29 protein-coding genes are annotated in these 22,641 nt (G+C 63.1%); 15 read left to right on the forward strand and 14 right to left on the reverse strand.

Annotation, left to right across the window (positions count from 1 at the left end; genetic code table 11):
- Positions 1-28 precede the first annotated feature (28 nt).
- Positions 29-643, reverse strand: a complete 615-nt coding sequence (locus tag ACODSR_RS03170) for a superoxide dismutase (RefSeq protein ID WP_489073672.1) — start codon at positions 641-643, stop codon at positions 29-31.
- Positions 644-855: 212 nt separating this feature from the next.
- On the opposite strand from ACODSR_RS03170, the gene ACODSR_RS03175 reads away from it, so the two are divergent.
- Positions 856-1,419, forward strand: a complete 564-nt coding sequence (locus tag ACODSR_RS03175; protein WP_489073674.1) for a urate hydroxylase PuuD — start codon at positions 856-858, stop codon at positions 1,417-1,419.
- Positions 1,420-1,645: 226 nt separating this feature from the next.
- On the opposite strand, the gene ispZ is transcribed toward ACODSR_RS03175, so the two are convergent.
- The 4 genes from ispZ to dapF form a co-directional block, all read right to left on the reverse strand.
- Positions 1,646-2,284: a septation protein IspZ gene (gene ispZ / locus ACODSR_RS03180; RefSeq protein ID WP_489073676.1), complete on the reverse strand. Its 639-nt coding sequence runs from the start codon at positions 2,282-2,284 to the stop codon at positions 1,646-1,648.
- A gap of 102 nt (positions 2,285-2,386) precedes the next feature.
- The gene (ftsY, locus tag ACODSR_RS03185) at positions 2,387-3,325 is read right to left on the reverse strand and encodes a signal recognition particle-docking protein FtsY (RefSeq protein WP_489073677.1); all 939 of its coding nucleotides are present in this window, start codon (positions 3,323-3,325) and stop codon (positions 2,387-2,389) included.
- Positions 3,315-4,697 (reverse strand): tRNA (N(6)-L-threonylcarbamoyladenosine(37)-C(2))-methylthiotransferase MtaB, encoded by a 1,383-nt coding sequence (gene mtaB / locus ACODSR_RS03190; RefSeq protein ID WP_489073679.1) that lies wholly within the window; start codon positions 4,695-4,697, stop codon positions 3,315-3,317. The genes ftsY and mtaB overlap by 11 nt, the downstream gene beginning before the upstream one ends.
- Entirely contained in the window at positions 4,697-5,497 is an 801-nt protein-coding gene (gene dapF / locus ACODSR_RS03195) for a diaminopimelate epimerase (protein ID WP_489073681.1), read from the reverse strand. Before dapF ends, mtaB begins: the two co-directional genes overlap by 1 nt.
- 101 nt (positions 5,498-5,598) lie before the next feature.
- On the opposite strand from dapF, the gene ACODSR_RS03200 reads away from it, so the two are divergent.
- A complete protein-coding gene (locus ACODSR_RS03200; RefSeq protein ID WP_489073683.1) occupies positions 5,599-5,889 on the forward strand; it encodes a type II toxin-antitoxin system RelE/ParE family toxin in 291 nt (96 codons plus the stop codon).
- Positions 5,879-6,175, forward strand: a complete 297-nt coding sequence (locus ACODSR_RS03205; protein ID WP_489073685.1) for a HigA family addiction module antitoxin — start codon at positions 5,879-5,881, stop codon at positions 6,173-6,175. The genes ACODSR_RS03200 and ACODSR_RS03205 overlap by 11 nt, the downstream gene beginning before the upstream one ends.
- Here the strand turns inward: ACODSR_RS03205 and ACODSR_RS03210 are convergent.
- Positions 6,156-7,574, reverse strand: a complete 1,419-nt coding sequence (locus tag ACODSR_RS03210) for an amino acid permease (RefSeq protein ID WP_489073687.1) — start codon at positions 7,572-7,574, stop codon at positions 6,156-6,158. The genes ACODSR_RS03205 and ACODSR_RS03210 overlap by 20 nt on opposite strands.
- 101 nt (positions 7,575-7,675) lie before the next feature.
- Between ACODSR_RS03210 and ACODSR_RS03215 the strand changes: the two genes are divergently transcribed.
- From ACODSR_RS03215 to rplS, 10 genes are all read left to right on the forward strand, one after another.
- Positions 7,676-7,951, forward strand: a complete 276-nt coding sequence (locus tag ACODSR_RS03215) for a BrnT family toxin (protein WP_489073688.1) — start codon at positions 7,676-7,678, stop codon at positions 7,949-7,951.
- A complete protein-coding gene (locus tag ACODSR_RS03220) occupies positions 7,911-8,168 on the forward strand; it encodes a BrnA antitoxin family protein (RefSeq protein WP_489073690.1) in 258 nt (85 codons plus the stop codon). Before ACODSR_RS03215 ends, ACODSR_RS03220 begins: the two co-directional genes overlap by 41 nt.
- A gap of 216 nt (positions 8,169-8,384) precedes the next feature.
- Entirely contained in the window at positions 8,385-9,860 is a 1,476-nt protein-coding gene (gene ffh, locus ACODSR_RS03225) for a signal recognition particle protein (RefSeq protein WP_119747831.1), read from the forward strand.
- A 41-nt stretch (positions 9,861-9,901) separates the two neighbouring features.
- Positions 9,902-10,366: a 30S ribosomal protein S16 gene (gene rpsP / locus ACODSR_RS03230; protein WP_489073691.1), complete on the forward strand. Its 465-nt coding sequence runs from the start codon at positions 9,902-9,904 to the stop codon at positions 10,364-10,366.
- Between the two features lie 5 nt (positions 10,367-10,371).
- The gene (rimM, locus tag ACODSR_RS03235; RefSeq protein ID WP_489073692.1) at positions 10,372-10,866 is read left to right on the forward strand and encodes a ribosome maturation factor RimM; all 495 of its coding nucleotides are present in this window, start codon (positions 10,372-10,374) and stop codon (positions 10,864-10,866) included.
- Positions 10,867-10,897: 31 nt separating this feature from the next.
- Complete coding sequence (locus ACODSR_RS03240; RefSeq protein WP_489073693.1) at positions 10,898-11,167, forward strand: AbrB/MazE/SpoVT family DNA-binding domain-containing protein; 270 nt, start codon at positions 10,898-10,900, stop codon at positions 11,165-11,167.
- Positions 11,164-11,538: a type II toxin-antitoxin system VapC family toxin gene (locus tag ACODSR_RS03245; RefSeq protein ID WP_489073694.1), complete on the forward strand. Its 375-nt coding sequence runs from the start codon at positions 11,164-11,166 to the stop codon at positions 11,536-11,538. Before ACODSR_RS03240 ends, ACODSR_RS03245 begins: the two co-directional genes overlap by 4 nt.
- 56 nt (positions 11,539-11,594) lie before the next feature.
- Positions 11,595-11,867: a hypothetical protein gene (locus ACODSR_RS03250; protein WP_489073695.1), complete on the forward strand. Its 273-nt coding sequence runs from the start codon at positions 11,595-11,597 to the stop codon at positions 11,865-11,867.
- Complete coding sequence (gene trmD / locus ACODSR_RS03255) at positions 11,864-12,601, forward strand: tRNA (guanosine(37)-N1)-methyltransferase TrmD (protein ID WP_489073696.1); 738 nt, start codon at positions 11,864-11,866, stop codon at positions 12,599-12,601. Before ACODSR_RS03250 ends, trmD begins: the two co-directional genes overlap by 4 nt.
- 6 nt (positions 12,602-12,607) lie before the next feature.
- The gene (gene rplS, locus ACODSR_RS03260) at positions 12,608-12,976 is read left to right on the forward strand and encodes a 50S ribosomal protein L19 (RefSeq protein WP_217673508.1); all 369 of its coding nucleotides are present in this window, start codon (positions 12,608-12,610) and stop codon (positions 12,974-12,976) included.
- Positions 12,977-13,070: 94 nt separating this feature from the next.
- On the opposite strand, the gene ACODSR_RS03265 is transcribed toward rplS, so the two are convergent.
- Positions 13,071-15,692, reverse strand: coding sequence for a TonB-dependent receptor plug domain-containing protein (locus tag ACODSR_RS03265; RefSeq protein WP_489073697.1), 2,622 nt, complete (start codon positions 15,690-15,692; stop codon positions 13,071-13,073).
- Positions 15,693-15,925: 233 nt separating this feature from the next.
- On the opposite strand from ACODSR_RS03265, the gene ACODSR_RS03270 reads away from it, so the two are divergent.
- Positions 15,926-16,444 carry a GNAT family N-acetyltransferase gene (locus tag ACODSR_RS03270; RefSeq protein WP_489074142.1) on the forward strand — a complete coding sequence of 173 codons (519 nt, stop codon included), beginning with the start codon at positions 15,926-15,928 and terminating at the stop codon, positions 16,442-16,444.
- Between the two features lie 12 nt (positions 16,445-16,456).
- On the opposite strand, the gene ACODSR_RS03275 is transcribed toward ACODSR_RS03270, so the two are convergent.
- From ACODSR_RS03275 to ACODSR_RS03285, 3 genes are all read right to left on the reverse strand, one after another.
- A complete protein-coding gene (locus ACODSR_RS03275) occupies positions 16,457-16,948 on the reverse strand; it encodes a DUF4402 domain-containing protein (protein WP_489073698.1) in 492 nt (163 codons plus the stop codon).
- Positions 16,949-16,996: 48 nt separating this feature from the next.
- A complete protein-coding gene (locus ACODSR_RS03280) occupies positions 16,997-18,286 on the reverse strand; it encodes an MFS transporter (RefSeq protein ID WP_489073700.1) in 1,290 nt (429 codons plus the stop codon).
- 114 nt (positions 18,287-18,400) lie between these two features.
- Positions 18,401-19,198: a TrmH family RNA methyltransferase gene (locus ACODSR_RS03285; protein ID WP_489073702.1), complete on the reverse strand. Its 798-nt coding sequence runs from the start codon at positions 19,196-19,198 to the stop codon at positions 18,401-18,403.
- A 128-nt stretch (positions 19,199-19,326) separates the two neighbouring features.
- On the opposite strand from ACODSR_RS03285, the gene ACODSR_RS03290 reads away from it, so the two are divergent.
- Positions 19,327-20,406 (forward strand): AI-2E family transporter, encoded by a 1,080-nt coding sequence (locus tag ACODSR_RS03290; RefSeq protein WP_489073704.1) that lies wholly within the window; start codon positions 19,327-19,329, stop codon positions 20,404-20,406.
- Positions 20,407-20,522: 116 nt separating this feature from the next.
- Here ACODSR_RS03290 and ACODSR_RS03295 read toward each other — a convergent pair whose 3' ends face one another.
- Genes ACODSR_RS03295 through ACODSR_RS03310 form a run of 4 tightly spaced genes read right to left on the reverse strand, consistent with a single transcriptional unit; the run spans position 20,523 to position 22,600 of the window.
- On the reverse strand, positions 20,523-20,795 hold the full coding sequence (locus ACODSR_RS03295; protein ID WP_119747854.1) for an HPr family phosphocarrier protein: 273 nt from the start codon (positions 20,793-20,795) through the stop codon (positions 20,523-20,525).
- Positions 20,792-21,196: a PTS sugar transporter subunit IIA gene (locus tag ACODSR_RS03300; protein WP_489073706.1), complete on the reverse strand. Its 405-nt coding sequence runs from the start codon at positions 21,194-21,196 to the stop codon at positions 20,792-20,794. Before ACODSR_RS03300 ends, ACODSR_RS03295 begins: the two co-directional genes overlap by 4 nt.
- A gap of 22 nt (positions 21,197-21,218) precedes the next feature.
- Positions 21,219-22,157, reverse strand: coding sequence for an RNase adapter RapZ (gene rapZ / locus ACODSR_RS03305; protein ID WP_489073708.1), 939 nt, complete (start codon positions 22,155-22,157; stop codon positions 21,219-21,221).
- A complete protein-coding gene (locus ACODSR_RS03310; protein ID WP_489073709.1) occupies positions 22,154-22,600 on the reverse strand; it encodes an HPr kinase/phosphorylase in 447 nt (148 codons plus the stop codon). The genes rapZ and ACODSR_RS03310 overlap by 4 nt, the downstream gene beginning before the upstream one ends.
- Positions 22,601-22,641: the final 41 nt, after the last annotated feature.

The following is a 22,641-nucleotide window of genomic DNA, read 5'->3' on the forward strand; positions in this document are numbered from 1 at the left end:
GCAATGTCGCAGGGCCACGGCACTTGGATCAGCCCGGCTGGTCGGCGCGGCTGACGCCTTCGCCGTCCAGGTTGAGCGCGACGAAGTCCCAGTCGATCGCTTCCTTCAGCAGCTTTTCGGCATAGGCCGGGCGCAGGTTGCGATAGTCGATATAATAGGCATGTTCCCATACATCGAGGATCAACAGCGGCGCATGGCCTTCATGAGCGACCGGCGTGTCGGCGTCATGATAGGAGGTGACTTCCAGCTTGCCGTCCTTGAGGATCAGCGCGGCCCAGCCGCTGGCGAAATGGCCGACGGCTTCGGCTTTCAGCTTTTCGACCAGCGCATCGACCGACCCGAAGCTTTCGTTGATCAGGTCGAGCAGCTTGCCCGACGGTGCCTTCTTTTCAGGCGACAGGCACAGCCAGTAGAAGCTGTGGTTCCAGATCTGGCCGACCTGGTTGAACAGACCGCCCTTGGACGATTTGATCAGCTCGACCAGCGACTTGCCCTGGAGGGCGGCGTCGGCGGCGACCAGTTCATTGGCCTTTACGACATAGGCGTTGTGATGTTTGCCATGATGATAGTCGAAGGTTTCGGCGGACAGGATGTCGCCAAAAGCATCCTTGGCATAGGGCAGGGCGGGCAGGGTGAAGGCCATGAAATACTCCTCGGTTCATGGATGGGATTGGCCACATAACGAAGCTGCGGCCTTAAGGCTCCGTGCCCGTAGCAGGCTTATTGCGCTGCGGAAAACAGGATATTTTCGTTCTAAATTGAGGAAATATCCATGTGACATATCCGTAACGATGACATAGACTTTCCGGTCAGGCCGCCCGATACATGCGGCGGCCGAAAAATGGGGGTAGGGTCATGGCGAAGTTTTTCGGCAATCTGCATCTCGTGCTGGCGGCGGGGCTTGTCCTTGCGCTGCTGGTGATCCTCGCGGTTCCCGCGAACACGATACCGGAGCAGGCGATTTTGCGCTGGCTCCATCTGTTTTTCGGCATCACCTGGATCGGCCTGCTCTATTATTTCAACTTCGTGCAGATCCCGACCATGCCCAAAGTGCCCGCGGAGTTGAAACCGGGCGTGTCCAAATATATCGCGCCGTCGGCTTTGTTCTTCTTTCGCTGGTCGGCCGCGCTCACCGTTCTGACCGGTGTGGTCATCGCTTGGCGCAGCTTTTATCTGGTCGAGGCGCTGACCTTCAAGCCGGGCTTCGTGCTGATCGGCATCGGCATGTGGCTGGCGCTGATCATGGCGGCCAATGTGTGGTTCGTGATCTGGCCGAACCAGAAGAAGGCGCTGGGACTGGTCCCTGCCGAAGATGCGGTGAAGGCCAAGGCGGCGGTTACCGCGATGATCTTTTCGCGCACCAACACGTTGCTGTCGCTGGCGATGCTCTATTGCATGATCAACTTCAACGGCGGTTGAGGGCGGAATATGTGTCGGGGCTATGTCATCCTCCCCTTTAAGGGGAGGTGGCAACCCGTAGGGTTGACGGAGGGGTGTCGCGCTATCGATAGGGTGACACCGCTCCGTCTGGCCTTCGGCCCGACACCTCCCCTTGCAGGGGAGGATCAGGGGGCGCGCTAAGCAGGTCAACTGGGACTCCAGGACCTTGCCTCGAAACGAACGGGGTGAGGATATGGGTCGGCCCTCAACCCTGCGGCGGAGACGTGCCGCCAATCTCGTCGCTGTCGAGCTTGTCGCCAAGGTTCAGGCCGTGGCGCATCAGCATCGGGATATTGGCGGCGGCAAAGACCACCGACACGATGGTCACGCCCCACACCTTGACCGCCAGCCAGCTGTCGAAGCTCATCGTGCGGCGCATCACTTCATTGGCGATGGCCATGGCGACGAAGAAGATCGCCCAGTTGCGCGACAGCTTGCGCCAGCCGGTTTCGGACAGGCCATCATAGGCGGCCTGGAGCAGATATTTGAGCAGCGGCTTGCCGCGCAGCAGCCCGCCAAACAGCATCAGCGCGAAGAAGCTGTAGATGATCGTCGGCTTGATCTGGATGAAGCTCTGGTCATGGAAATAGATGGTCAGGCCACCGAAAAACAGCACCAGCGCGGCGGACAGCCACAGCATGGGCGACACTTTGCCCAGTTTCCATTTCGATACGATCACCGCGACGACGATGGCCGCCATGAAGGCGCCGGTGCCGACGATCATCCCTAAGAATTTATAGCCCAGGAAGAACACCAGCAGCGGCCCGAAATCGAGCGCCAGGCTGAGCGTGCCCCCATGTCCAGGGCTGTGAGCGGGACTGTTGGCGGGTTTGGTGTCGGCCATTTTTACTCCGTCATGCCAGCGAAGGCTGGCATCCCGCTTTTCTTGAGGTCGGGCAAAAGGAAGAGGGACCCCAGCGTTCGCTGGGGTGACGGTTGAGGCTCATCACCGCGCATAAGCGGTCCCGGCAATCGCCCGCGCCATGTCGCCAGCGTCGAAGGGGCGGAGATCCTCGATCTTTTCGCCCACGCCAATGGCATGGATCGGCAGGCGATATTTTTCCGCCGCCGCGACCAGCATGCCGCCGCGCGCGGTCCCGTCCAGCTTGGTCATGACCAGGCCCGTGACATGGGCGACTTCTTTGAAAACCTCGATCTGGCTCAACGCATTCTGTCCCGTGGTGGCATCCAGCACCAGCACAACGTCGTGGGGGGACGCCGGGTTCAATCGGCCAAGGATGCGGCGGATCTTGGCCAGCTCGTCCATCAACTCGCTCTTGTTCTGGAGCCGGCCTGCGGTATCGACGATCAGCACGTCGATGCCGGTGGCGGTCGCCTGCTTGACCGCGTCGAACACGATACCCGCCGCGTCGCCGCCTTCCTTACCCGCGACGATGGGGATGCCAAGGCGATCGGCCCACACCTTGAGCTGGCCAATCGCGGCGGCACGGAACGTATCGCCCGCCGCCAGCATCACGCCATAATCCTGTTCCAGGAAATTATGCGCCAGCTTGGCGATGGTCGTGGTCTTGCCGGACCCGTTGACGCCGATGACGAGGATGACCTGCGGGCGCGGGAAGGCCTCGATCTCCAGCGGGCGGGCGACCGGGGCTAGCACCTTTTCGATTTCCTCGGCGATGATCTCGCGCAGATATTCCTCGGTCAGTTCCTTGTTGAACCGCCCTTCGGCCAGCCGTTCGCGCACCCGACCCGCCATGGCCGGGCCAAGATCGGATACGATCAGCGCTTCCTCAATCTCGTCGAGCGTCTGATCGTCGAGCGCGGCCTTGCCGAACAGGCCGGTCAGATTTTCGCCAAGCTTGTCGGATGTGCGCCGTAGGCCGCCGAACAGGCGATCGCGCCAGGATGTGCCACTATCTGTCATGGCTGGCCTCTTGCGCGATCAGCGCGCCATTCTCAAGGCCGCTGATCGTTGCGCGCACGATAGAGGAGGGCGTCTGCGGGGTGGCAAAGCGCACCGGGGCGAAATTTTCGGCATGGCCGGAAAGCCCGCTGCGCTCGACCAGCACCGACTGGCGGGTGCCGACCAGGCTGGCGAGCCAGCCGGTGCGCTGGGTTTCGCAGGCGGCGCGCAGCCGGGCGGCGCGGGCCTTGATGATGGCGCGGTCCACTTGCGGCATCCGCGCGGCGGGCGTGCCGGTGCGCGGCGAGTAGGGGAAGATATGGCCGTGGACGATGCGGCAGTCGGCCACCAGCGCCAGGCTGCCCGCGAACATCGCCTCATTCTCGGTCGGGAAACCGGCGATGATGTCTGCGCCAATGCTGATGTCCGGGCGCGCAGCGATCAGTCGATCAACGATGCGGACGGCGTCGGCGCGGCTGTGGCGGCGCTTCATGCGTTTCAGGATCATGTCGTCGCCCGCCTGGAGGGACAGGTGCAGATGCGGCATCATCCGGGGTTCGTGGGCGATCAGGTCGAACAATCGATCGTCAATCTCCACGCTGTCGATGGAGGAGAGGCGCAAGCGGGGCAGGTCCGGCACGCCGTTCAGGATGCGCTCGACCAGCAGGCCCAGCGACGGGTTGCCGGGCAGGTCGGGACCGTAGCTGGTGACGTCCACCCCGGTCAGCACGATTTCCTTGTACCCCGCCGCGACCAGTTCCTTCGCCTTCTCGACTACGGCCCCGGCAGGGACGGAGCGGCTGTTCCCCCGGCCATAGGGGATGATGCAGAAAGTGCAGCGATGGTCGCAGCCATTTTGCACCTCCAGGAAAGCGCGGGCATGATCGGCAAAGGCGCTGGCCATATGCGGCGCGGTGTCGCGCACGGCCATGATGTCGGCGACGCGGACTTTCTCCAGGGTTATCCCGGCGAATGCCGGGTTTTCGCTTTCTTCTTCTCTCTGCGTCCTCTGCGCCTCTGCGCGCAAAATATTCTGTTCGCGCAGAGGCGCAGAAGACGCAGAGAAAAAATGGTCTGACTGTCGCCGGGGGTCTGGGAGATAGGAAGCCGCCTCCATCTTCTCCCGGTTGCCGACCACCATGTCGACTTCGGCCATGGCGGCGAAGGTTTCTGGCTCGGTCTGCGCGGCGCAGCCGGTGACCATGATCCGCGCGTCGGGCCGGTCGCGGCGGGCGCGGCGGATCGCCTGCCTTGTCTGGCGCACGGCTTCGGCGGTGACGGCGCAGCTGTTGATGACGATCAGATCGTCCTGATCCGCCGCCATGTCGCGGATCGCCTCGCTCTCGGCAATGTTGAGGCGGCAGCCCATGGTGATGATGTCGGGGCCGCTCATTAGAAGCGCGACCAGTCGGCCTCGCCATCGAACACATGGGTGGCGGGGCCGGTCATGCGGATCGTGCCGCCCGGCGCCCAGTCGATGATGAGGTCGCCGCCGGGCAGGCTGACGGTCACGGGGCCGCTGACCAGCTTGCGACGGACGGCGGCGACGGCGGTGGCGCAAGCGCCGGTGCCGCAGGCGCGGGTCAGGCCAGCGCCGCGTTCCCACACGATCAGGCGGATATGATTGTCGTCCACGACCTGCGCGAAGTTGACGTTCACGCGGGCAGGGAAGAGCGGGTCCGTCTCGATAATCGGGCCAAGCCGGGCGGTGTCCACCGCATCCAGATCATCGACGAAGAAGATGACATGGGGGTTGCCGACATTGACGGCGGCGGGCGGGGGCAAATCCTCCCAGCTGGCGCTCATGGTCAGCGTGTCCATGGCGTAGGCGAGCGGGATCGCGTCCCACTCGAAGCGCGGCGCGCCCATATCGACACTCGCGCCGCCATCGACCGCCTTGGCATCCAGCAGGCCCGCCTGCGTGCGGATCAGCACGTCGCGGCCCACGAACAAGGGCACGCAGCGGGTGGCGTTGCCGCACGCCTCGACCTCGCTGCCGTCGGCGTTGAATATCTGCATCGACACGTCGGCGTCGGGCGCATTGCCGATCAGGATCAGCTGGTCGCAGCCGATCCCGGCATGACGATCGGCAATGGCGCGGGCGCGGCCTTCCGTCATCTCGACCGCGTCGGTGCGCGCGTCGATCACGACAAAATCATTGCCCAGGCCATGCATTTTGGAAAAGCGTCCCATGATGGGGGCGCATGTAATGGGAGGGAAGGGAAAAGGCCAGTGGCTGCCGCGATGTAACGTCTGGGTTGACATGCTGGGCATTGTAACGTATAACGTTACATATGGAGATTGAGAGCATTGCGCATAAAGCGCTGCGTCGCTTTTTCGAGACGGGTAACGCCAAAGGATTGGTGGGCGATGTTGGCAGGCTCCGCAAGATGCTGGCTTTCATCGATGCGGCACCGTCTCTGGATGTGCTGGCTCAGCCGCCCAACTATGGTCTGCATACCCTGACCGGGGACCGGGCTGGCACATGGTCAATGACGGTTACGCGCAATTGGCGATTGACCTTTCGCATGAATGACGAGGGGGCATTGATCGATATGGATTTGGAGGATTATCATGGCGCTTAAGATGCACGCTTCGCTGGCGGTCCATCCCGGCGACTGGCTGAGGACTGAAATGGTAGAGGCGCATGGCCTCAAGATCGGCGATCTGGCCGATCATCTGGGAGTGACGCGGCAGACCGTCAGTCGCCTGCTCAACCAGCGGCAGGATTTGACGGCTGACATGGCGATCCGCTTTGAAAAGCTGTTCGGCATCGACGCCGATACGCTGATGCGGATGCAGATACGCCATGATCTTGCTGTCGCGCGAGACCATGCCGATGAACTGTCGGTCAAGCCGCTGGCGGCCTGAGACCAGCCGCCGCCGTCGCCCGCTTCTGCCCATAGAGAAAATACACCAGCAGCCCCACCGCATTCCATCCCAGGCAGGCCAACATCGTCTGCATCGGCAGGCTGATGAACAGATAGGCGCAGCCGCCCATTGCGCCGAGGCCAACGAACCAGGCGGCAGGCGTGCGGAAGGGGCGGCGCATGTCGGGGAGGCGACGGCGTAGCACCAGCAGGCACAGGCCGACCGAGGTGAAGGCGATCAGCGTGCCGGCGTTGGCCAATGCGGCGATCTCGTCGATCGGCAGCAGTCCGGCGATGATCGCGACCAGTATGGCGGTCACCATCGTGATCCGCGCAGGCGTGCCGCGCCTGGAGATTTTCGCCAGGCTTTGGGGCAGAAAGCCGTCGCGCGCCATCACCAGGAAGATGCGGCTCTGGCCATAGAGGAAGCCGAGCAGCACGGTCGGCAGGGCGATGACGGCGGCGATGGCGACGATCCGTGCCACGCTGCCTTGACCCATTTCGCGCAGGATCAGCGCCAGCGGCTCCGGGCTGTCGGCAAAGCGGGTGAAGGGCATCGCGCCGATCGCGGCGGCGGCGACCAGAACATAGATGAGCGTGCAGACAACCAGCGATCCGACGATGCCAATGGCCAGATCCCGCTCCGGGTTCTTGGCTTCTTCCGCTGCTGTCGAGATGGCGTCGAAGCCGTAAAAGGCGAAGAAGATGATGGCGGCGGCCGCCATGACGCCGCGCTCCACCCCGTCCGGTCCCATATGCTTGGCAAAGCCGAACGGCATGAACGGCTCCAGATTCTGCGCGTCGAAGGCGGGCAGGGCGACCCAGACGAACAGGCTCAACGTCGCGATCTTGATGAGGACGAGAATGGTGTTCAGTCGCGCGCTTTCGTGGGTGCCGAGCATCAGCAGACCCGCGACCACGGCGATGATGAAGATGGCAGGCAGGTTGATGAGGCCGCCCAGTTCCGGTCCCTGCGTTAGCGTTTCGGGAAAGCCGATCGCGGTGAGCAGCGGCGCGGCATAGCCCGACCAGCCGACCGCCACGGTCGATACGACAAGGCTATATTCCAGGATCAGGCTCCACCCCACGATCCAGGCTATGCCTTCGCCCAGCACGGCATAGGAGTAGCTATAGGCGCTGCCCGCCGCGGGCATCATGGTCGACAGCTCGGCATAGGCCAGCGCGGCGCAAGCGCAGATCGCACCTGCAATCGCAAAGGAGAGGAGGACGGCTGGCCCGGCCCGGTCTGCACCGACCCCGATCAGCGTCAATATGCCGGTGCCGACGATCGCGCCGACGCCCAGCGCCAGCAGATGCGGCCAGGACAAAGTGCGCGCCATGCGATGCTGGTCGCCGCTCGGCGTCATCGCCTCCATCGGCTTGCGGCGTGTCCAGCTCATGACGGTCTGCTCCCCTGATTGCCGCGCTACCATGCCGAAAGCTGCGGGACTGGCAAGGGTTGTGATTGACGAGCGATGTTTTTGCATATACATAAACATAGGTGGAAATCGAGTTCGATCCTGCGAAAGACAAGATCAACCGGGGCAAGCACCATGTGCCGCTTGCCTTTGGCATAGAGGTTTTCTTCGATGCCGAAATGCTGATCGTTCCAACGATCAGGATTGAGGATGAAGAGCCGCGATACAAGGCGATCGGACTGATTGATGGCAGGTTGTGGACCGTCATCTATGTGATGCGCGAATATAGGCATCGCTTCATTTCGGTGAGGAAGAGCAATGGAACTGAACAAAGACTATATAGTGGGATTGCCAGCTGATCCTGACGATCCTGAGGATCGCGACGTCAGTGTCGCGGCGATCGAGCAGGCATTGGCCGAGCGGGAGGCGCGCCGCCGCCTTGGCGGTCGTCCGGCAGGCTCCAACAAGGAACAGGTCGCGTTGCGCATAGACAAGGATGTGCTGGCACGCTTTCGCGCGACCGGGCCGGGGTGGCAGACGCGGATCAACGCGATATTGCGCGCGGCCAAGCTGTAGCTTTGCTTGCGCGGCGGCGGGCTTTCCGCTATGGGCGCGTCTGCAATCGGGCGGTGTGCCGTTCGGTCCCTGACATATCCATTGAGCGCGCGCCCGTGAAAACGGAACAGCATCAGGCGCTTTGTATGGACGCTGGTTGGCGAGGTTTCGCCCACCGGCGATTTTGTCGTTCGATGGGAATGCAAGGATTTTCAGGCCCTTGGGCCAATTGAGGTGATGATGTTCGATTCGCTGAGCGATCGTCTGGGTGGGGTATTCGACAAGCTGCGGGGGCGTGGTGCGCTCACGGAGGACGATGTCCGCGCCGCGATGCGCGAGGTGCGAATCGCGCTGCTGGAAGCCGACGTCGCCCTCTCTGTCGTGCGCCAGTTCGTCGATCAGGCGACCGAGCGCGCGGTGGGCAGCGACGTGCTGCGGTCGGTCACGCCGGGGCAGATGGTCGTCAAGATCGTCTCCGACACACTCACCGAAACATTGGGGTCCGATACGTCGGACCTGATGATCGACGTGACCCCGCCCGCCGTCATCATGATGGTCGGGCTTCAGGGGTCGGGCAAGACGACCACGACCGCCAAGATCGCCAAGCGGCTGAAGGAAAAAGACCGCAAGAAGGTGCTGATGGCGTCGCTCGACGTCCAGCGCCCCGCTGCGCAGGAACAGCTCGCTGTGCTTGGCACCCAGTGCGATGTCGCCACCCTGCCGATCATCGCCGGGCAGCAGCCGGTCGATATCGCCCGCCGTGCGCTCCAGTCGGCCAAGCTCCAGGGCTTTGACGTCGTCATGCTCGACACCGCCGGTCGCCTGCATGTCGATCAGGCGCTGATGGACGAGATGAAGGCGGTGGCCGATGTCGCCACGCCTGCCGAAATCCTGCTGGTCGTGGACTCGCTGACGGGGCAGGATGCGGTCAATGTGGCGCAGAGCTTCACGGCACAGGTGCCGCTGACCGGCGTGGTGCTGACCCGTATGGACGGCGACGCGCGCGGTGGTGCGGCGCTGTCGATGCGCGCGGTCACGGGTCGTCCGATCAAATTTGCAGGCACCGGCGAAAAGCTCGACGCGATTGAGGTGTTTCACCCGCAGCGGGTCGCGCAGCGTATATTGGGCATGGGCGACGTCGTTAGCCTAGTCGAGCGCGCTGCCGAGAGCATCGATGCGGACGAGGCCGACAAGCTGGCCAAGAAAATGGCCAAGGGTCAGTTCGATATGAACGACCTGCGCGCGCAACTGGGTCAGATGCGCCGGATGGGCGGGCTGGGCGCGCTGGCGGGGATGATCCCAGGCCTGAAAAAAGCGCAGGCGGCGATGGCCAACAGCGGCGCGAACGACAAGACGCTGATCCATCTCGACGCGATGATCGGATCGATGACGCCCAAGGAGCGGGAACGCCCGGCGCTCATCAACGCCAAGCGCAAGATCCGCATCGCCAAAGGCTCCGGCACCACGGTGCAGGAAGTCAACCGGCTCCTGAAAATGCATCAGGAAATGGAAGGCGCAATGAAAAAGATTCGCAAGATGGGTGGCCTCAAAGGGCTGGCCAAGATGTTCACTGGTGGTGGCATGGGCGGATTGGGTGGTCCTGATGGCGGAGCTGGTGGCCCGCCTGACCTGTCGGGGCTGGGCGGCCTTGGCGGACTGGGCGGTAACATGCCCAAACTGCCGCCCGGTTTTCAGAATTTCATGAAGAAATAAGCAATTTTTCGTTTTCAGTTTACGTCAGAAAGGTAAGTTCCATGGCAACGTCCATTCGTCTCTCGCGCGGTGGTTCCAAGAAGCGCCCCTATTATCGCATCGTCGTGGCCGACAGCCGCGCGCCGCGTGATGGCAAGTTCATCGAGCGCATCGGCAGCTACAACCCCGTCCTGCCCAAGGGCGACGAAAAGCGCGTCGTTCTGGACGTGGAACGCGCCAAGCATTGGGTGGCAGCCGGCGCCCAGCCGACCGACCGCGTTGCCCGTTTCCTCGACGCCGCTGGCGTGAAGGAGCGCATCGTGCGCAACAACCCGAACAAGGGTGTGCCGGGCCAGAAGGCCAAGGATCGCGCCGAAGATCGTGCGACCAAGCTGGCCGAGGCCGAAGAAGCCCGCATCGCCGCCGAGGAAGCCGCCAAGGCTCCGGTCGAAGCGCCTGCCGCTGAAGAGGCTCCTGTTGCCGAAGCACCCGCTGAAGAAGCGGCTGCCGAACAGGCCGAGGGCTGATCCTCTTGACCGACAAGCCCGTCACTCTCGCCGCGATCATCGGTGCGCATGGGGTGGCGGGCGAAGTCCGCCTGAAACTGTTTGGCGAAGGGGTCGAAAGCCTCAAAGCCTATGGCAGTTTCGATGCGGGCGGGCGCAGGCTGACATTGAAGTCGCTGCGCCCCGGTTCCAATGGTGCGGTCGCGCGCTTCGCCGAAATCGGCGATCGCAGCGCTGCCGAAGCCATGCGCGGCACGGCGCTCACCGTCCCGCGTTCCGCCCTGCCGCCGCTGGGCGAGGGCGAATATTATCATGCCGACGTCATCGGCCTGCTTTGCCTGTCGAGCGATGGCGAGGCGCTGGGCGAGATCATCGCGATCGAGAATTTCGGTGCTGGCGACATTATCGAGGTTCAGCGCCCGCCGGTGGACGGCAAGCCCGGCAAACGTTTCATGGCCCCGATGCACGCGGTCACGCTGGACGCGGAGCGGGCGGTGATTGACGCGGCGTTCGTGGAATAGTATATACTTTCCGTATATACGGAGGTCTGCGATGAGCGAAGAGTATAGGGCCAAGATTTTCAAGTCGGGCAACAGCCTGGCCTTGCGCCTGCCCAAGGCTCTTGGCCTCAAGGAAGGCGCGGAGATGACCCTGCGCGAGGATCATGGCCGCTTCACGTTCGAGCCAGCACAGAATGATCGCAAGATCGACGTCAGCAAATTCGCGGGCAAGGCGCCGTGGCTGGAGCCTCTGCCGCGCGAGGACTTCGATGATTCCCCTCGCGATTGGCACTTGCTGGGTCGTGATGCGTCCGGGGCATGATGCGGCTGCTGGATACCAATAGCTGCATCTATGTCTTTACCGGCATCTATCCGTCGCTGATTACCCGGATGGCGGAGCAGGCGGCGGGCAGCCTGTTCATATCGTCGATCACCTATGCGGAACTCGCCTATGGCACGGTGCGGGGCAAACCGCCGCCACCCGAAGCGCTCGCGGCCTTTGTCGCGGAGATCGCTATTCTTCCCTTCGATGAGGCGGCGGCGCAGGCCTATGCGGCGCTTCCCTTCAGGCGGGGCAGTTTCGATCGCCTGATCGCGGCCCATGCCCTGTCGCTGGACGCGGCGCTGGTGACCCGCAACGAGGCCGACTTCGCCGACATGCCCGGCCTCCGGGTCGAGGACTGGACGCGCTGACGTTTGCGTTTCGCCGGGAACTGGACGCTGCCGCCTCCATCGCCTAAGCGGCGATCATGGCTCAAATCCTTACCGCTCTCTATCTTCTTGCGATGCTGGCCGCTGGCTGGCGGCTGTTCGGCCTTGGCTGGTCGCGTCGGATCAAGATCGCCGCGGCGGTGGCGCTGGTGTGTCCGGTGCCGCTATTGGTGCTGCTGCCCGGCCTGATCCACCCTGAGCGGCCCTTTGCCGACCTGCTGCGCGCCATCGGGCTGGCGCTGCTCGCCTGTGGTGCGCTGTGCCTGGCGGGCGGGCTGTCGGCGGCCTGGCTGCGTGCGCGGCGGCGATGAGCTTTGCCGCGCAGATATTGACGCTCTACCCGGAGATGTTTCCGGGGCCGCTGGGCGTATCGCTGGCGGGGCGGGCGCTGGCTGAGGGGCGCTGGTCCTGCGCGCCGATCCAGATACGCGATTTCGCCACCGACAAACACCGCACCGTGGACGATACGCCGGCGGGCGGTGGCGCGGGCATGGTGCTGCGCGCCGATATATTGGCGCGCGCGGTCGACCATGCGCTGGAACAGCGGCCCGACCTGCCGGTCATCGCCATGACCCCGCGCGGTGCGCCGATCAGCCAGGGCCGCATCCGCGCGCTGGCGGACGGTCCGGGCGCGACGATATTATGCGGGCGATTCGAGGGGTTTGACGAGCGGATTTTCGAGGCCCGGCCGATCGAGCAGATCAGCATGGGCGACATCATCCTGTCCGGCGGGGAAATGGGCGCTTTGATGCTGCTGGATGCTTGCGTCCGGCTGCTTCCCGGTGTAATGGGCGCGGCTTCCAGCGGGGTGGAGGAGTCCTTTGAAACGGGGCTGCTCGAATATCCGCATTATACCCGACCGGTCGAATGGGAGGGGCGCACGATCCCGCAAGTGTTGCGATCGGGGGATCATGCGAAGATCGTTGCCTGGCGGAAACACCAGGCGGAGGTCGATACACGGTCACGGCGGCCGGACCTTTGGGAACGTCACATCGGCGTTCGGGTCCAGTCGCCCTCTGGCGCGCAACGCGACTTGAAGGACTGACGTTTCATGAACATCCTCCAGCAGATCGAGGCGGAAAGCATTGCCGCCCTCGCCAAGGACATTCCCGATTTCCGCCCCGGCGACACGCTGCGCGTCGGCGTGAAGGTGGTCGAAGGCGAACGCAGCCGCGTCCAGAATTACGAAGGCGTGTGCATCGCGCGTTCGAACAAGGGCATGGGCAGCAACTTCACCGTCCGCAAGATTTCGTTCGGCGAAGGCGTGGAGCGCGTATTCCCGCTCTATTCGCCCAACCTCGATTCGATCGTCGTGGTCCGCCGTGGCGTCGTGCGTCGTGCGAAGCTCTATTATCTGCGCGGCCGCACCGGCAAGCGCGCGCGCATCGCCGAACGCCGCGACGTGCGCACCGAGGGTTGATCACTTAGCAAACGCGACGTTCGCCGCTTGGCAACTGGGCATAAAAAAACGGGCGCCTTCCGGCGCCCGTTTTCGTTTTGCGTTGTGCTGGCTATCAGATTTTTACCTTCAGGCGGGCATACCAGAAGCCGCCATTGGCGCCAAAGGGACCACCGCTGTTGGGATAGACCTGACCGTTGGACAGGCCGTTGGTCAGCACATAGATCGGGTTGGCGGGCGTCGCCTTGATCTTGTCCGGATAGGCATTGAACAGGTTGGTGGCGCCCACCGCCAGCGTATAATGATCGGCGATGGTGTAGCTGACTTCCAGATCCGTGGTAAATTTGGACCCAAATGTCTGACCGGGGAAAGCGTCTGCCAGAATGAACGAGCCGTAGAAATTCTCGCGTGCGGTGAGCGTGAAATCACCGATGGCGTAGTTGCCCGTGAAAGTAGCGCGATGCTTCGGGATGGTGCCTTCAATATCCATTTTCTGGGTGTCGCTGATGATCGTATCATCGAACTTCGTGACCTTGGTCTCATTATAGTTGTAGGCAAGCGTCAGGTTGAGTGAGCCCGCACCCAGGCCTGTCCGATAGGTGCCGACAAAGTCGATACCGGCGGTACGTGAGTCATAGGCACTTGTGGGATAGTTCACGTCGCCACCTATCCCGACCGCCGCAAGGGCGGGCTGGGCAATGATGTCCGCCGCAGTGACGGTCTGGGTCGCCGATGTTCCGATACGATCCTTGATCTTGATCCAATAACCATCAACCGTCACCGTCAGGTTCGGCATGGGCTTGAATACAAAGCCGACACCGTAGTTGGTGGACTTTTCCGGCTTCAGCGGCGTTGCGCCGAAATATTGCGCGATCACGTTGCTGACGGGATATGTTCCCGTCTGTACCTGCTCACCGTTGGTGAAGGCGGTTGTCAGGATCTGTACGTTGCTCTGCCCCGGCGACGGTGCGTGATAGCCGGTGCCGACCGTACCACGTACCGAGATATCGGGCGTGATCTTATACAGTGCGTTCACCTTGCCGACGGTGGCAGAGCCGAACGTATTATAGTGCTCATAGCGGCCGGCGACTCCAACTGACAGTGCGTCAGTCAGGTCGGTTTCCACGCTGAGATAACCGGCATAGGATTGCTGCGAAAAGCTGTCGGCTGCATCCGGGCTGGTACCGCCATAGCCACTCGCACCCGGAGGCATGGTGACGGTAGAATCCAAAGCGTAGACACCCGGTGCAGTCTGGACATACAGCGCCTGCGTGGCGTAGGGGCCGATGCCGTAGGACTGCTCATCACCCTCGGTCGCCTGATAGGTTTCTTTCCGATACTCGGCGCCGAATGCGACGGTGAGCGGGCTGGCCAGGCCAGCATCGACCGACCAGACGAAATCGGCGTTCAGGTTGGATTCCCTCTGGATCAGCGACCCAAACTGGAACTTCGTCTGCGAGAGCGGGCCGTAGGATGCGTTGAGCGAGTCGAACATGGACAGGGTCAGCGCGTTGCGGCTGAGCGATCCCGACACGTCGAACGTGAGGTTCTCGATCAGGTCGCCCTTGATGCCCAGGACGCCGAATGCCTGGTCCTTCACGCCAACGAACTGAGGCGTGAAGCCCGCCGGATACAAGTCGGAGAAGGAGAAGGTGTTGCCATCCTTCACGAACCCGCCAGCGGCGCAGGTCGCGCTGCCCATCGGGCAAGGAGTGAGGTAAATCGGGTGCGAAAACGAGGTGTTCCTGCCCTGACTGCGCACGACGCCGGCCGTATCGGTCGCAGAATAGGTGATGGGCGGACGATAGTTGAAGCTTTGCGTGATCTTGGAGTGCGCAAAGTTGCCGAACGCATAGAGTGTAGTCGCGTCGGTCACATCGTAGTGGGCGTTAACCGTGGCTTTCCAACCCTCGGCCGGCGAATTGCCGAAAATCTGCACTGGACCGGGGAAATTGGGCAATTGCGAGGCCAGACCCGGATTGTTCTGCGCAAACACCACGGCGCTTGGCCGCGTCGCGTTGCGGATCGTGCCGTCGTCTTTGTTATATTCGCCTGCGACCGAGATGAAGCCACGATCACCCAGTTTGACGCCGGCATAGCCCGCGATCTGCCGGGATATGCCGTCGCCACCATTATCGTAGAACTGGCCGTAGCGCGTGGTCAGTTCGAGCCCCTCGTCCTCTTTCAACGCATAGTTCAACACGCCGGCAATGGCATCCGAACCATATTGCGCGGTCGCACCCTCACGCAGGATTTGCAGACCGCCAAAGGCAATGGAGGGCAACACCGAAATGTCGGAGCCTTGCGAAAGATTGTTGGTCGGGTCGCCGGCCGCTACCTGCACCAGCGCGGATCGGTTGAAGCGCTTGCCGTTGATCATGACCAGCGCCATGTCGCCCGCCAGACCGCGGATAGACGGCGCGCGAACGAAGGTGGAAGCGTCGGAAATCGCGTTCTGCGCGACGTTGAAGCTGGGAACGAGGTTCTTCACGATTTCGAGCATGTCGGCGGCGGGCTGGGTTGCCAGTTCTGCTGACCCGATCACGTCGATCGGCGAGGCCGAGTCCGTTACGGATCGGTCCGTGCGGCGCGTACCCAGAACCACGATGGTCGCATCCGCTTCGACTGCAGGCTCCGCGGCGGGCGTCTGAGAGAAGGCCGGTGCCGTAACGGCGGCAAGTGCGGTAGTCGCTAGCAGAGCCTTGGTCAGCCCACCAGCGAGTAAATTGTTCATCATCTATAGCCCCCTACTTTGGTGTATGGGCCTTTCCATCCATCCCCTGGCACTTGGTTTTGTTGCTAGAGTGTAAAACGGGCGATGTGGTTCGATCCGCCATGTCGTTTCACATTTGCGCGGCATCTGTTTTAACTGTTACATAAATGTAACAGATTCTTCGATTTTTGCTGAAGCATTGTCGGACGAGACTGGGTCGGGATTGAAAAGGCGAGGGGATTATGCAGCAGAAGAATATGCTGCTTACCCACCGCCCCGCCACCCCGGCCGACGAAGCCATACTTGCTGCGTTGATGCAGCAGGCGATCGACCGGTTGCAAACGCCGTTCCTGACGCCAGATCAGGTGCGGGCCAGCCATGGCTTCATGGGGCTGGACAGTCGCCTGATCGCCGATGGCACCTATTTCGTGGTGGAGGAGGGCGGTGCGATCGCGGGCTGTGGCGGCTGGAGCCGGCGGGCGACCGCCTATGGCGGCAATCACAGCGCCGGGCGCGATGACCGGCTGCTCGATCCGGGGACCGAGGCGGCGAAGGTCCGCGCGATGTACACTCACCCCGATCATGTTCGCAAAGGCGTGGGGACGTTGGTCCTGTCCCTGTGTCAGGCCGCGGCGCGGGCCGAAGGCTTCGCCGCGCTGGAATTGTCCGCGACGTTGGCGGGCGCGCCGCTCTACCGCAGCTTTGGTTTTGTCGATGTGCGTCCGTTTCAGGATAGCGGCGTGCCGATGATCCTGATGCGCAAGGCGCTGGACTGACCGACGGCGGCCTCAGTGATATTGCACCAGCACGTTGAAACTGCCGCGATAGGCGCCAGCCGCCTGATTGGCGCGGACCTGCAACGTGCCGAAAATCTGGAACACCGCTTCGCCCCCGTTCAGGCGGATGAACGAATGGGACCGGCTGAGGCTGGCCGCTATCCGGTTGCCCGCTGCATTGGTCAGGTCCACTGACGACCGGTCGAGATCAATCTCTACCCGCTCATTTGGCCGCCCGGAGATGGTAAAGGAGGCCGCGCTGGCGCTGCCCATGCAGACCAGCCCGTTGCTGCAAGTGCGGCTATTGTCGGCGCGCACCCGCACGACGCCCGGTTGCCCAGGCACCGCCAATTGCCCGAAATTGAGATCGCTGGTCTTGGTGACGCGCAGGCCGCCCAATATGGTTGCGCTGGATCCGCCGGTTGCTGGCGCAGCATCTGCCGTCGGCGCGTTGGCCAAGGTCAGCATCATGCTGGCAGCAAAGGCAAGGCGTCGGATCGTCATCCGACTGGCTTTGCCACGACATGGTAAAGCCGGGATTAACGCTGTTTGTCAGCGATCCGGCAAGCTGTGCTGGCGGCTGGTCCACCACAGCCCGCCAAGGCTGATGAGCGCCGCCAGCGACATATAGAGGCCGACCAGCCCGACACCCTGTGCGCCGATCAGCCAGGTGGCCACGATCGGGGCGAGCGCGCCGCCGATGATGCCGCCCAGATTGAAGGCGAAGGATGCGCCGGTATAGCGCAGCTGGATCGGGAAGAGGGCGGGCAGATAGGCACCCAGCGGCCCGTAGATGAAGCCCATCATGAAGAGGGCGAGGCTGAGCGCCGCGAAGATCGGCAGCAGCGCGCCGGTGCCGATCATCGGGCCAAAGACAAGTCCCATCACGACCGTGCCGACACAGCCCCAGGCAAGCGCGGTGGTGGGGCTGGTGCGGTCGGCCCACCATCCCGCCAGGATGATGCTGGCCGCCATGAACAGGATCGCGCCCAGCTGGATGGCGAGGAAGATTTCCCGGTCGATCTTCAGCGCCGTGGTGCCGTAGCCGAGCGCGAAGGCGGTGGCGATATAATAGACCGCGAAGCAGGCGGCGCAGGCGAAGGTGCCGGCGATCGCCGCGCCCAGATGCGAGGAGAACAGGGTGGCGAGCGGCACGGCGGGCGGCGGCGTTTCTTTCTGGGCGGCGGCAAATTCGGGGGTTTCGGTGAGTTTCAGGCGAACCCACAGGCCCAATATCACCAGCACCGCGCTGCCCAGGAAGGGGAGCCGCCAGCCCCAGGCCAGAAAATCCTCTTCGGTCAGCAGCGCGCCCAGGATCAGGAACAGGCCATTGGCGGCGATGAAGCCGACCGGGGCGCCCAGTTGCGGGAACATGCCAAAGCGTGCGCGCCAGCCGGGCGGGGCATTTTCCACCGCCAGCAGGGCCGCCCCGCCCCATTCGCCGCCCAGCCCGAAACCCTGACCAAAGCGCAGCACACACAGGATCAGCGGCGCCCAGTAACCGATCATCGCATAGGTCGGCAGGAATCCGATCAGCAGGGTGCAGCCGCCCATCAGCATCAGCGACGCAACCAGTGTCGCCTTGCGCCCGACACGATCGCCATAATGGCCGAACACCGCGGCGCCCACCGGTCGCGCGAAGAAGGCGAGGGCCAGGCTGCCATAGGAGGCCATCAGCTGCGCAGTGGGCGAAGAGGAGGGGAAAAAGAGCGAGGGGAAGATCAGGCTGGCGGCGGTGGCGTAGATATAGAAGTCGTAAAACTCCACTGCCGTGCCGACCAGGCTGGCGGTCAACACCCGCTTGTGCCGCCACATTTCGCCGATGCCGTCGGTTTTCGTCATCTCTTGCCCCCTGATCAATTCAACATCCGTCATTCCAGCGAAGGCTGGAATCCCTGTTCTTTCTTCCCGCGCAACGAAGAAGCGGGATCCCGGCTTTCGCCGGGATGACGGGCGCTATCTCTTCCGTTTCTGGTTCAGCAGCTCATAGGCCATCACCGCCGTCGCCACCGCCGCGTTCAGGCTGTCGGCCTTGCCCAGCATCGGCATCTTGACCAGCAGGTCGCATTCCGCCTCGTACGATTCCGGCAGCCCCTGCGCCTCATTGCCGACCAGCAGGAAGGACGGGCTTTGGTAGCGGGGTTCTTGATAATCATGGGTGGCCTTCAGGCTGGTGCCGATCAGTTCGCCCGGACCCTGACGCAGCCAGTGCATGAACTCGCCCCAGCGCGCCTGGGTGATCGACTGGGTGAACAGCGCCCCCATGCTGGCCCGCACCGATTCGACCGAGAAGGGATCGACGCAATCGTCGATCAGGATCAGCCCGCCAGCCCCCACTGCGTCGCCGGTGCGCAATATCGTGCCCAGATTGCCCGGATCGCGCAGCGATTGCGCGACGATCCAGATGTCGGCGCTGGTCCGGTCCAGCCTCTCCAGCGGGGTCAGCCGGTCGCGATAGACGCCGACCACCGCCTGCGCATTGTCCTTTCCGCTGATCTTGGACAATATGTCGGCGGATGTTTCGATCACGTCGCCACCCGCCGCCTCCATCGCCGCGATCAGCTCGATCGCCAGCGGATGCGTCGATCCGGCATGGAACAGCATTTCGGGCAGCACGCCTTCCTCGCGCGCTTCGGTCAGGATGCGCAGCCCTTCGGCCAGGAACAGCCCCTCGGCCTTGCGAAATTTCTTTTCGCGCAGGGATCGGACGCGCTTCACCAGCGGGTTGGAAAATCCGGTGATTTCGCGTGCCACGTTGCGTCTGTTCCCGATCGGCGGATGAAGCGGCTTCTCTACCGGGCGAATACATAAAAGGACAGGGGGCAAGGACCGGTTCGGTTCAGTGATGGATTTGCCGCCGTTTTTTTGCGAAGGGACAGGGCATGAACCCAGACGCCCCTGCGCCCACCCGTATCGAGGATGGCTTTTTCCTCGCCCTCGTGCTGATCGTGTCCATCGGCTTCGCGCTGGTGGTCGAACCCTTTTTCGCGGCGATATTATGGGGGGTGATTGCGGCGATCCTGTTCGCGCCGGTCAACAAGCGGCTGCTGGCGGCCATGCCGACCCATCGCAACAGCGCGGCGCTGATCACCCTGCTGCTAATCATCGGCATCGTCATCGTGCCGGCCATCGTGCTCGCCATGGCGCTGTTGCAGGAAGCGGCCTATTTTTACGGCAAGATCCAGTCGGGCGAGATCGACTTTGCCCGCTTGTTCGCGCAGGTGCAGGCCAGCCTGCCGGGCTGGGCGACCCGTTGGCTGCGCGACTGGGGCTTGACCAATTTCGACGCGGCACAGGCGATGCTGACGCGCGGCATCACCAGCAGTTTCCGCACGCTGGCGACGCAGGCGCTGGTGATCGGCCAGAGCGCTTTTGGTTTCCTGATGGCGCTGGGCGTGATGCTCTATCTCGCCTTCTTCCTGCTGCGCGATGGCGAGGATCTGGGGCGCCGGCTGATCGATGCCGCGCCGCTGCGCGCCAGCCAGCGGCAGGCGCTGATCCACCAGTTCGTCGTCGTTATCCGCGCCACGATCAAAGGAAGCATCGTCGTCGCCATCGTTCAGGGCCTGATCGGTGGCATCGTGTTCGGGATGCTGGGGATAGAGGGGGCATTGCTGTGGGGCGTGCTGATGGGCGCCTTCTCGCTGCTGCCCGCGATCGGCACCGGCCTCATCTGGGTGCCGGTCGCCCTCTTCTTGTTCGCCACCGGGGCGATCTGGCAGGGCGTCGTGCTGGTGCTGTGCGGGGTACTGGTGATCGGCATGGTCGACAATGTGCTGCGCCCGGTCCTGGTCGGCCGCGACACGCGCATCCCCGATTATGTCGTGCTGATTTCGACGCTGGGCGGGATCGAGATGTTCGGCTTCAACGGCATCGTCATCGGTCCGGTGATCGCGGCGCTGTTCATCGCGACGTGGAATATCTTTACCCGGATGCGGCGCGAGGGCGAAGTGGGGCAATAGGGCGGTAGGTTATATCCGTTCGGGCTGAGCTTGTCGAAGCCATCCACTGAGCGGAGCGAAGTGCCTCCCTGCGGTCGGCTGAGCCCTTCGACTTCGCTCAGGGCGAATGGATATTTTTATTCCTCCCCGAACTTGTCCTCAACCAAACCCACCAGCTTGCCCAGCGAATCGACCGCTTCCGGCCCGGTCGCCTTGATGGTGATGCTGTCGCCCATCGCCGCGCCCAGCATCATCAGGCCCATGATCGACGTGCCGGTCACGTCGCTGCCATCCTTGCTGACGATGATGTCGGCGGGCAGGCCGCTGGCCAGGGTCACGAATTTGGCGCTTGCGCGGGCGTGGAGGCCGCGCTTGTTGCTGATAAGGACTTCCCGGCTGACTTCATTCATGTGGTGCTGCCCAACAGTTCCGACGCGACGCTGATATATTTCTGTCCTGCCTCGCGCGCGGCGGCGACGGCGGCTTTCACGTCCATCACCTTGCGCGCGCTTTCCAGCCGGATCAGCATGGGCAGGTTGATGCCCGCAATCACCTCTACCTCGCCCGCTTTCAGCAGCGAAATCGCCAGGTTCGATGGGGTGCCGCCGAACAGGTCGGTCAGCAATATGACGCCGCTGCCGTCATTGACGCGCGCAACCGCGGTCGCGATGTCCGCGCGGCGCAATTCCATGTCATCTTCCGGCCCGATACAGATGGTTTCGATCTGCTGCTGCGGGCCAACGACATGCTCCATCGCGACGACGAATTCGGTCGCGAGCGACCCATGGGTGACGAGTACGAGTCCGATCATGTGCTTTTGCGGCCCACCTGCTTCATGATATTGCTTTCGGGCCTCCCGGTGGGCGCTTCTCCAGACTATCCTGTGGCGCCGATTCCATATTGCGGTGCGAGACCGTGGGCGAAAAGCCCGCATCTTGCAAGTATCTGGCGACGCGTTCGGCCACATGGACCGACCGATGCCGTCCCCCGGTGCAGCCGAACGCTACGGTAATATAGGCTTTTCCGGCTTCTGCGTAGCGCGGCAGGACGATTTTGAGCAGCTCCTCGATCTTGCCCACCGCCTCCTCATAGGCCGGATCGGCGACGATATAGGCGGCGACATCCGCATCCTGCCCCGTCTTGGCCCGCAGCGCCTCGTCCCAATGCGGGTTGCGCAGGAATCGCATGTCGAACATCAGGTCGGCGTTGCGCGGCATCCCGCGCGAAAAGCCGAAGGACAATATGGTCAGCACCGGGTCCGACAGGCGCTCACGCGAGAAACGGTCGCGGATTTCCTGTTGCAGCGCGTTGCTGGAGAAACTGGTGGTGTCGATCACCTGGGTCGCCCAGCGGCGCAGCGGCTCGGTCAGTTCGCGTTCGCGCGCAATCCCGTCGGCCGCCGGGCGATCGAGCGCCAGCGGGTGCCGCCGCCGCGTCTCGGCAAAGCGGCGCTCCAGTTCGGTGCCGGAGCAATCGAGGAACAGGGTCTCGACATCATGGCCATGATTGTCGCGCAGCGCCTTGATCCGCTGGACGATGGCATTGGCGTCGAACCCACGGGTGCGCGCGTCGATGCCCAGCGCCAGCGGCCGGTCGTCCGCGCCGGCATGGCCCGCGGGCAGGGGGGTGTCGAGCAACCGGTCGAGCAGGACCAGCGGCAGATTGTCCACCACCTCCCAGCCCATATCCTCCAGCGTTTTGAGCGCCGTGGTCTTGCCCGCGCCCGACAGGCCAGAGAGTAGGAGGATGGATTTGGGGTGGGATTGGGTCATGGCGTGCCCGATCCCTGATCCAGCGTCCGCAGCGCCAGTTCGACCTTGATTGGGGCGGAGCATTCGAGCGGCGCGATCTTCACGACGCGCACATCCATCCCCGCCACCGTGCGCATCAGCGGCTCCAGCGGCATCCGGTCGATTTTATCGAACAGATCGACCAGTAGCGCGACCGGCACATCGGCGACATGGGGCATCGCCACGACCCCCAGGCCCCGCACCTCCATCTTGCCGATGATCGTCATGGGCGCGGTGGCGACCAGTTGCCCGTCCACCCGCTTGACCAGCGTATAATCGTCGCTGATCAGGATCGCACCCCGATCGATCAGCCGCAGCGCAAGGTCGGATTTCCCAATCCCGCTCACCCCGCACAGCAAGACCGCGCGGCCATTTATGGCCACGCTGGTCGCATGAAGCGTCTCGGATGAAAGGGCGCGCGGCATATCTGTTCCGCTTGTAGAACAGACTGGGGGAAAGTGGGAAC

The sequence above is a fragment of the Sphingobium sp. FG125 genome, assembly GCF_057809795.1.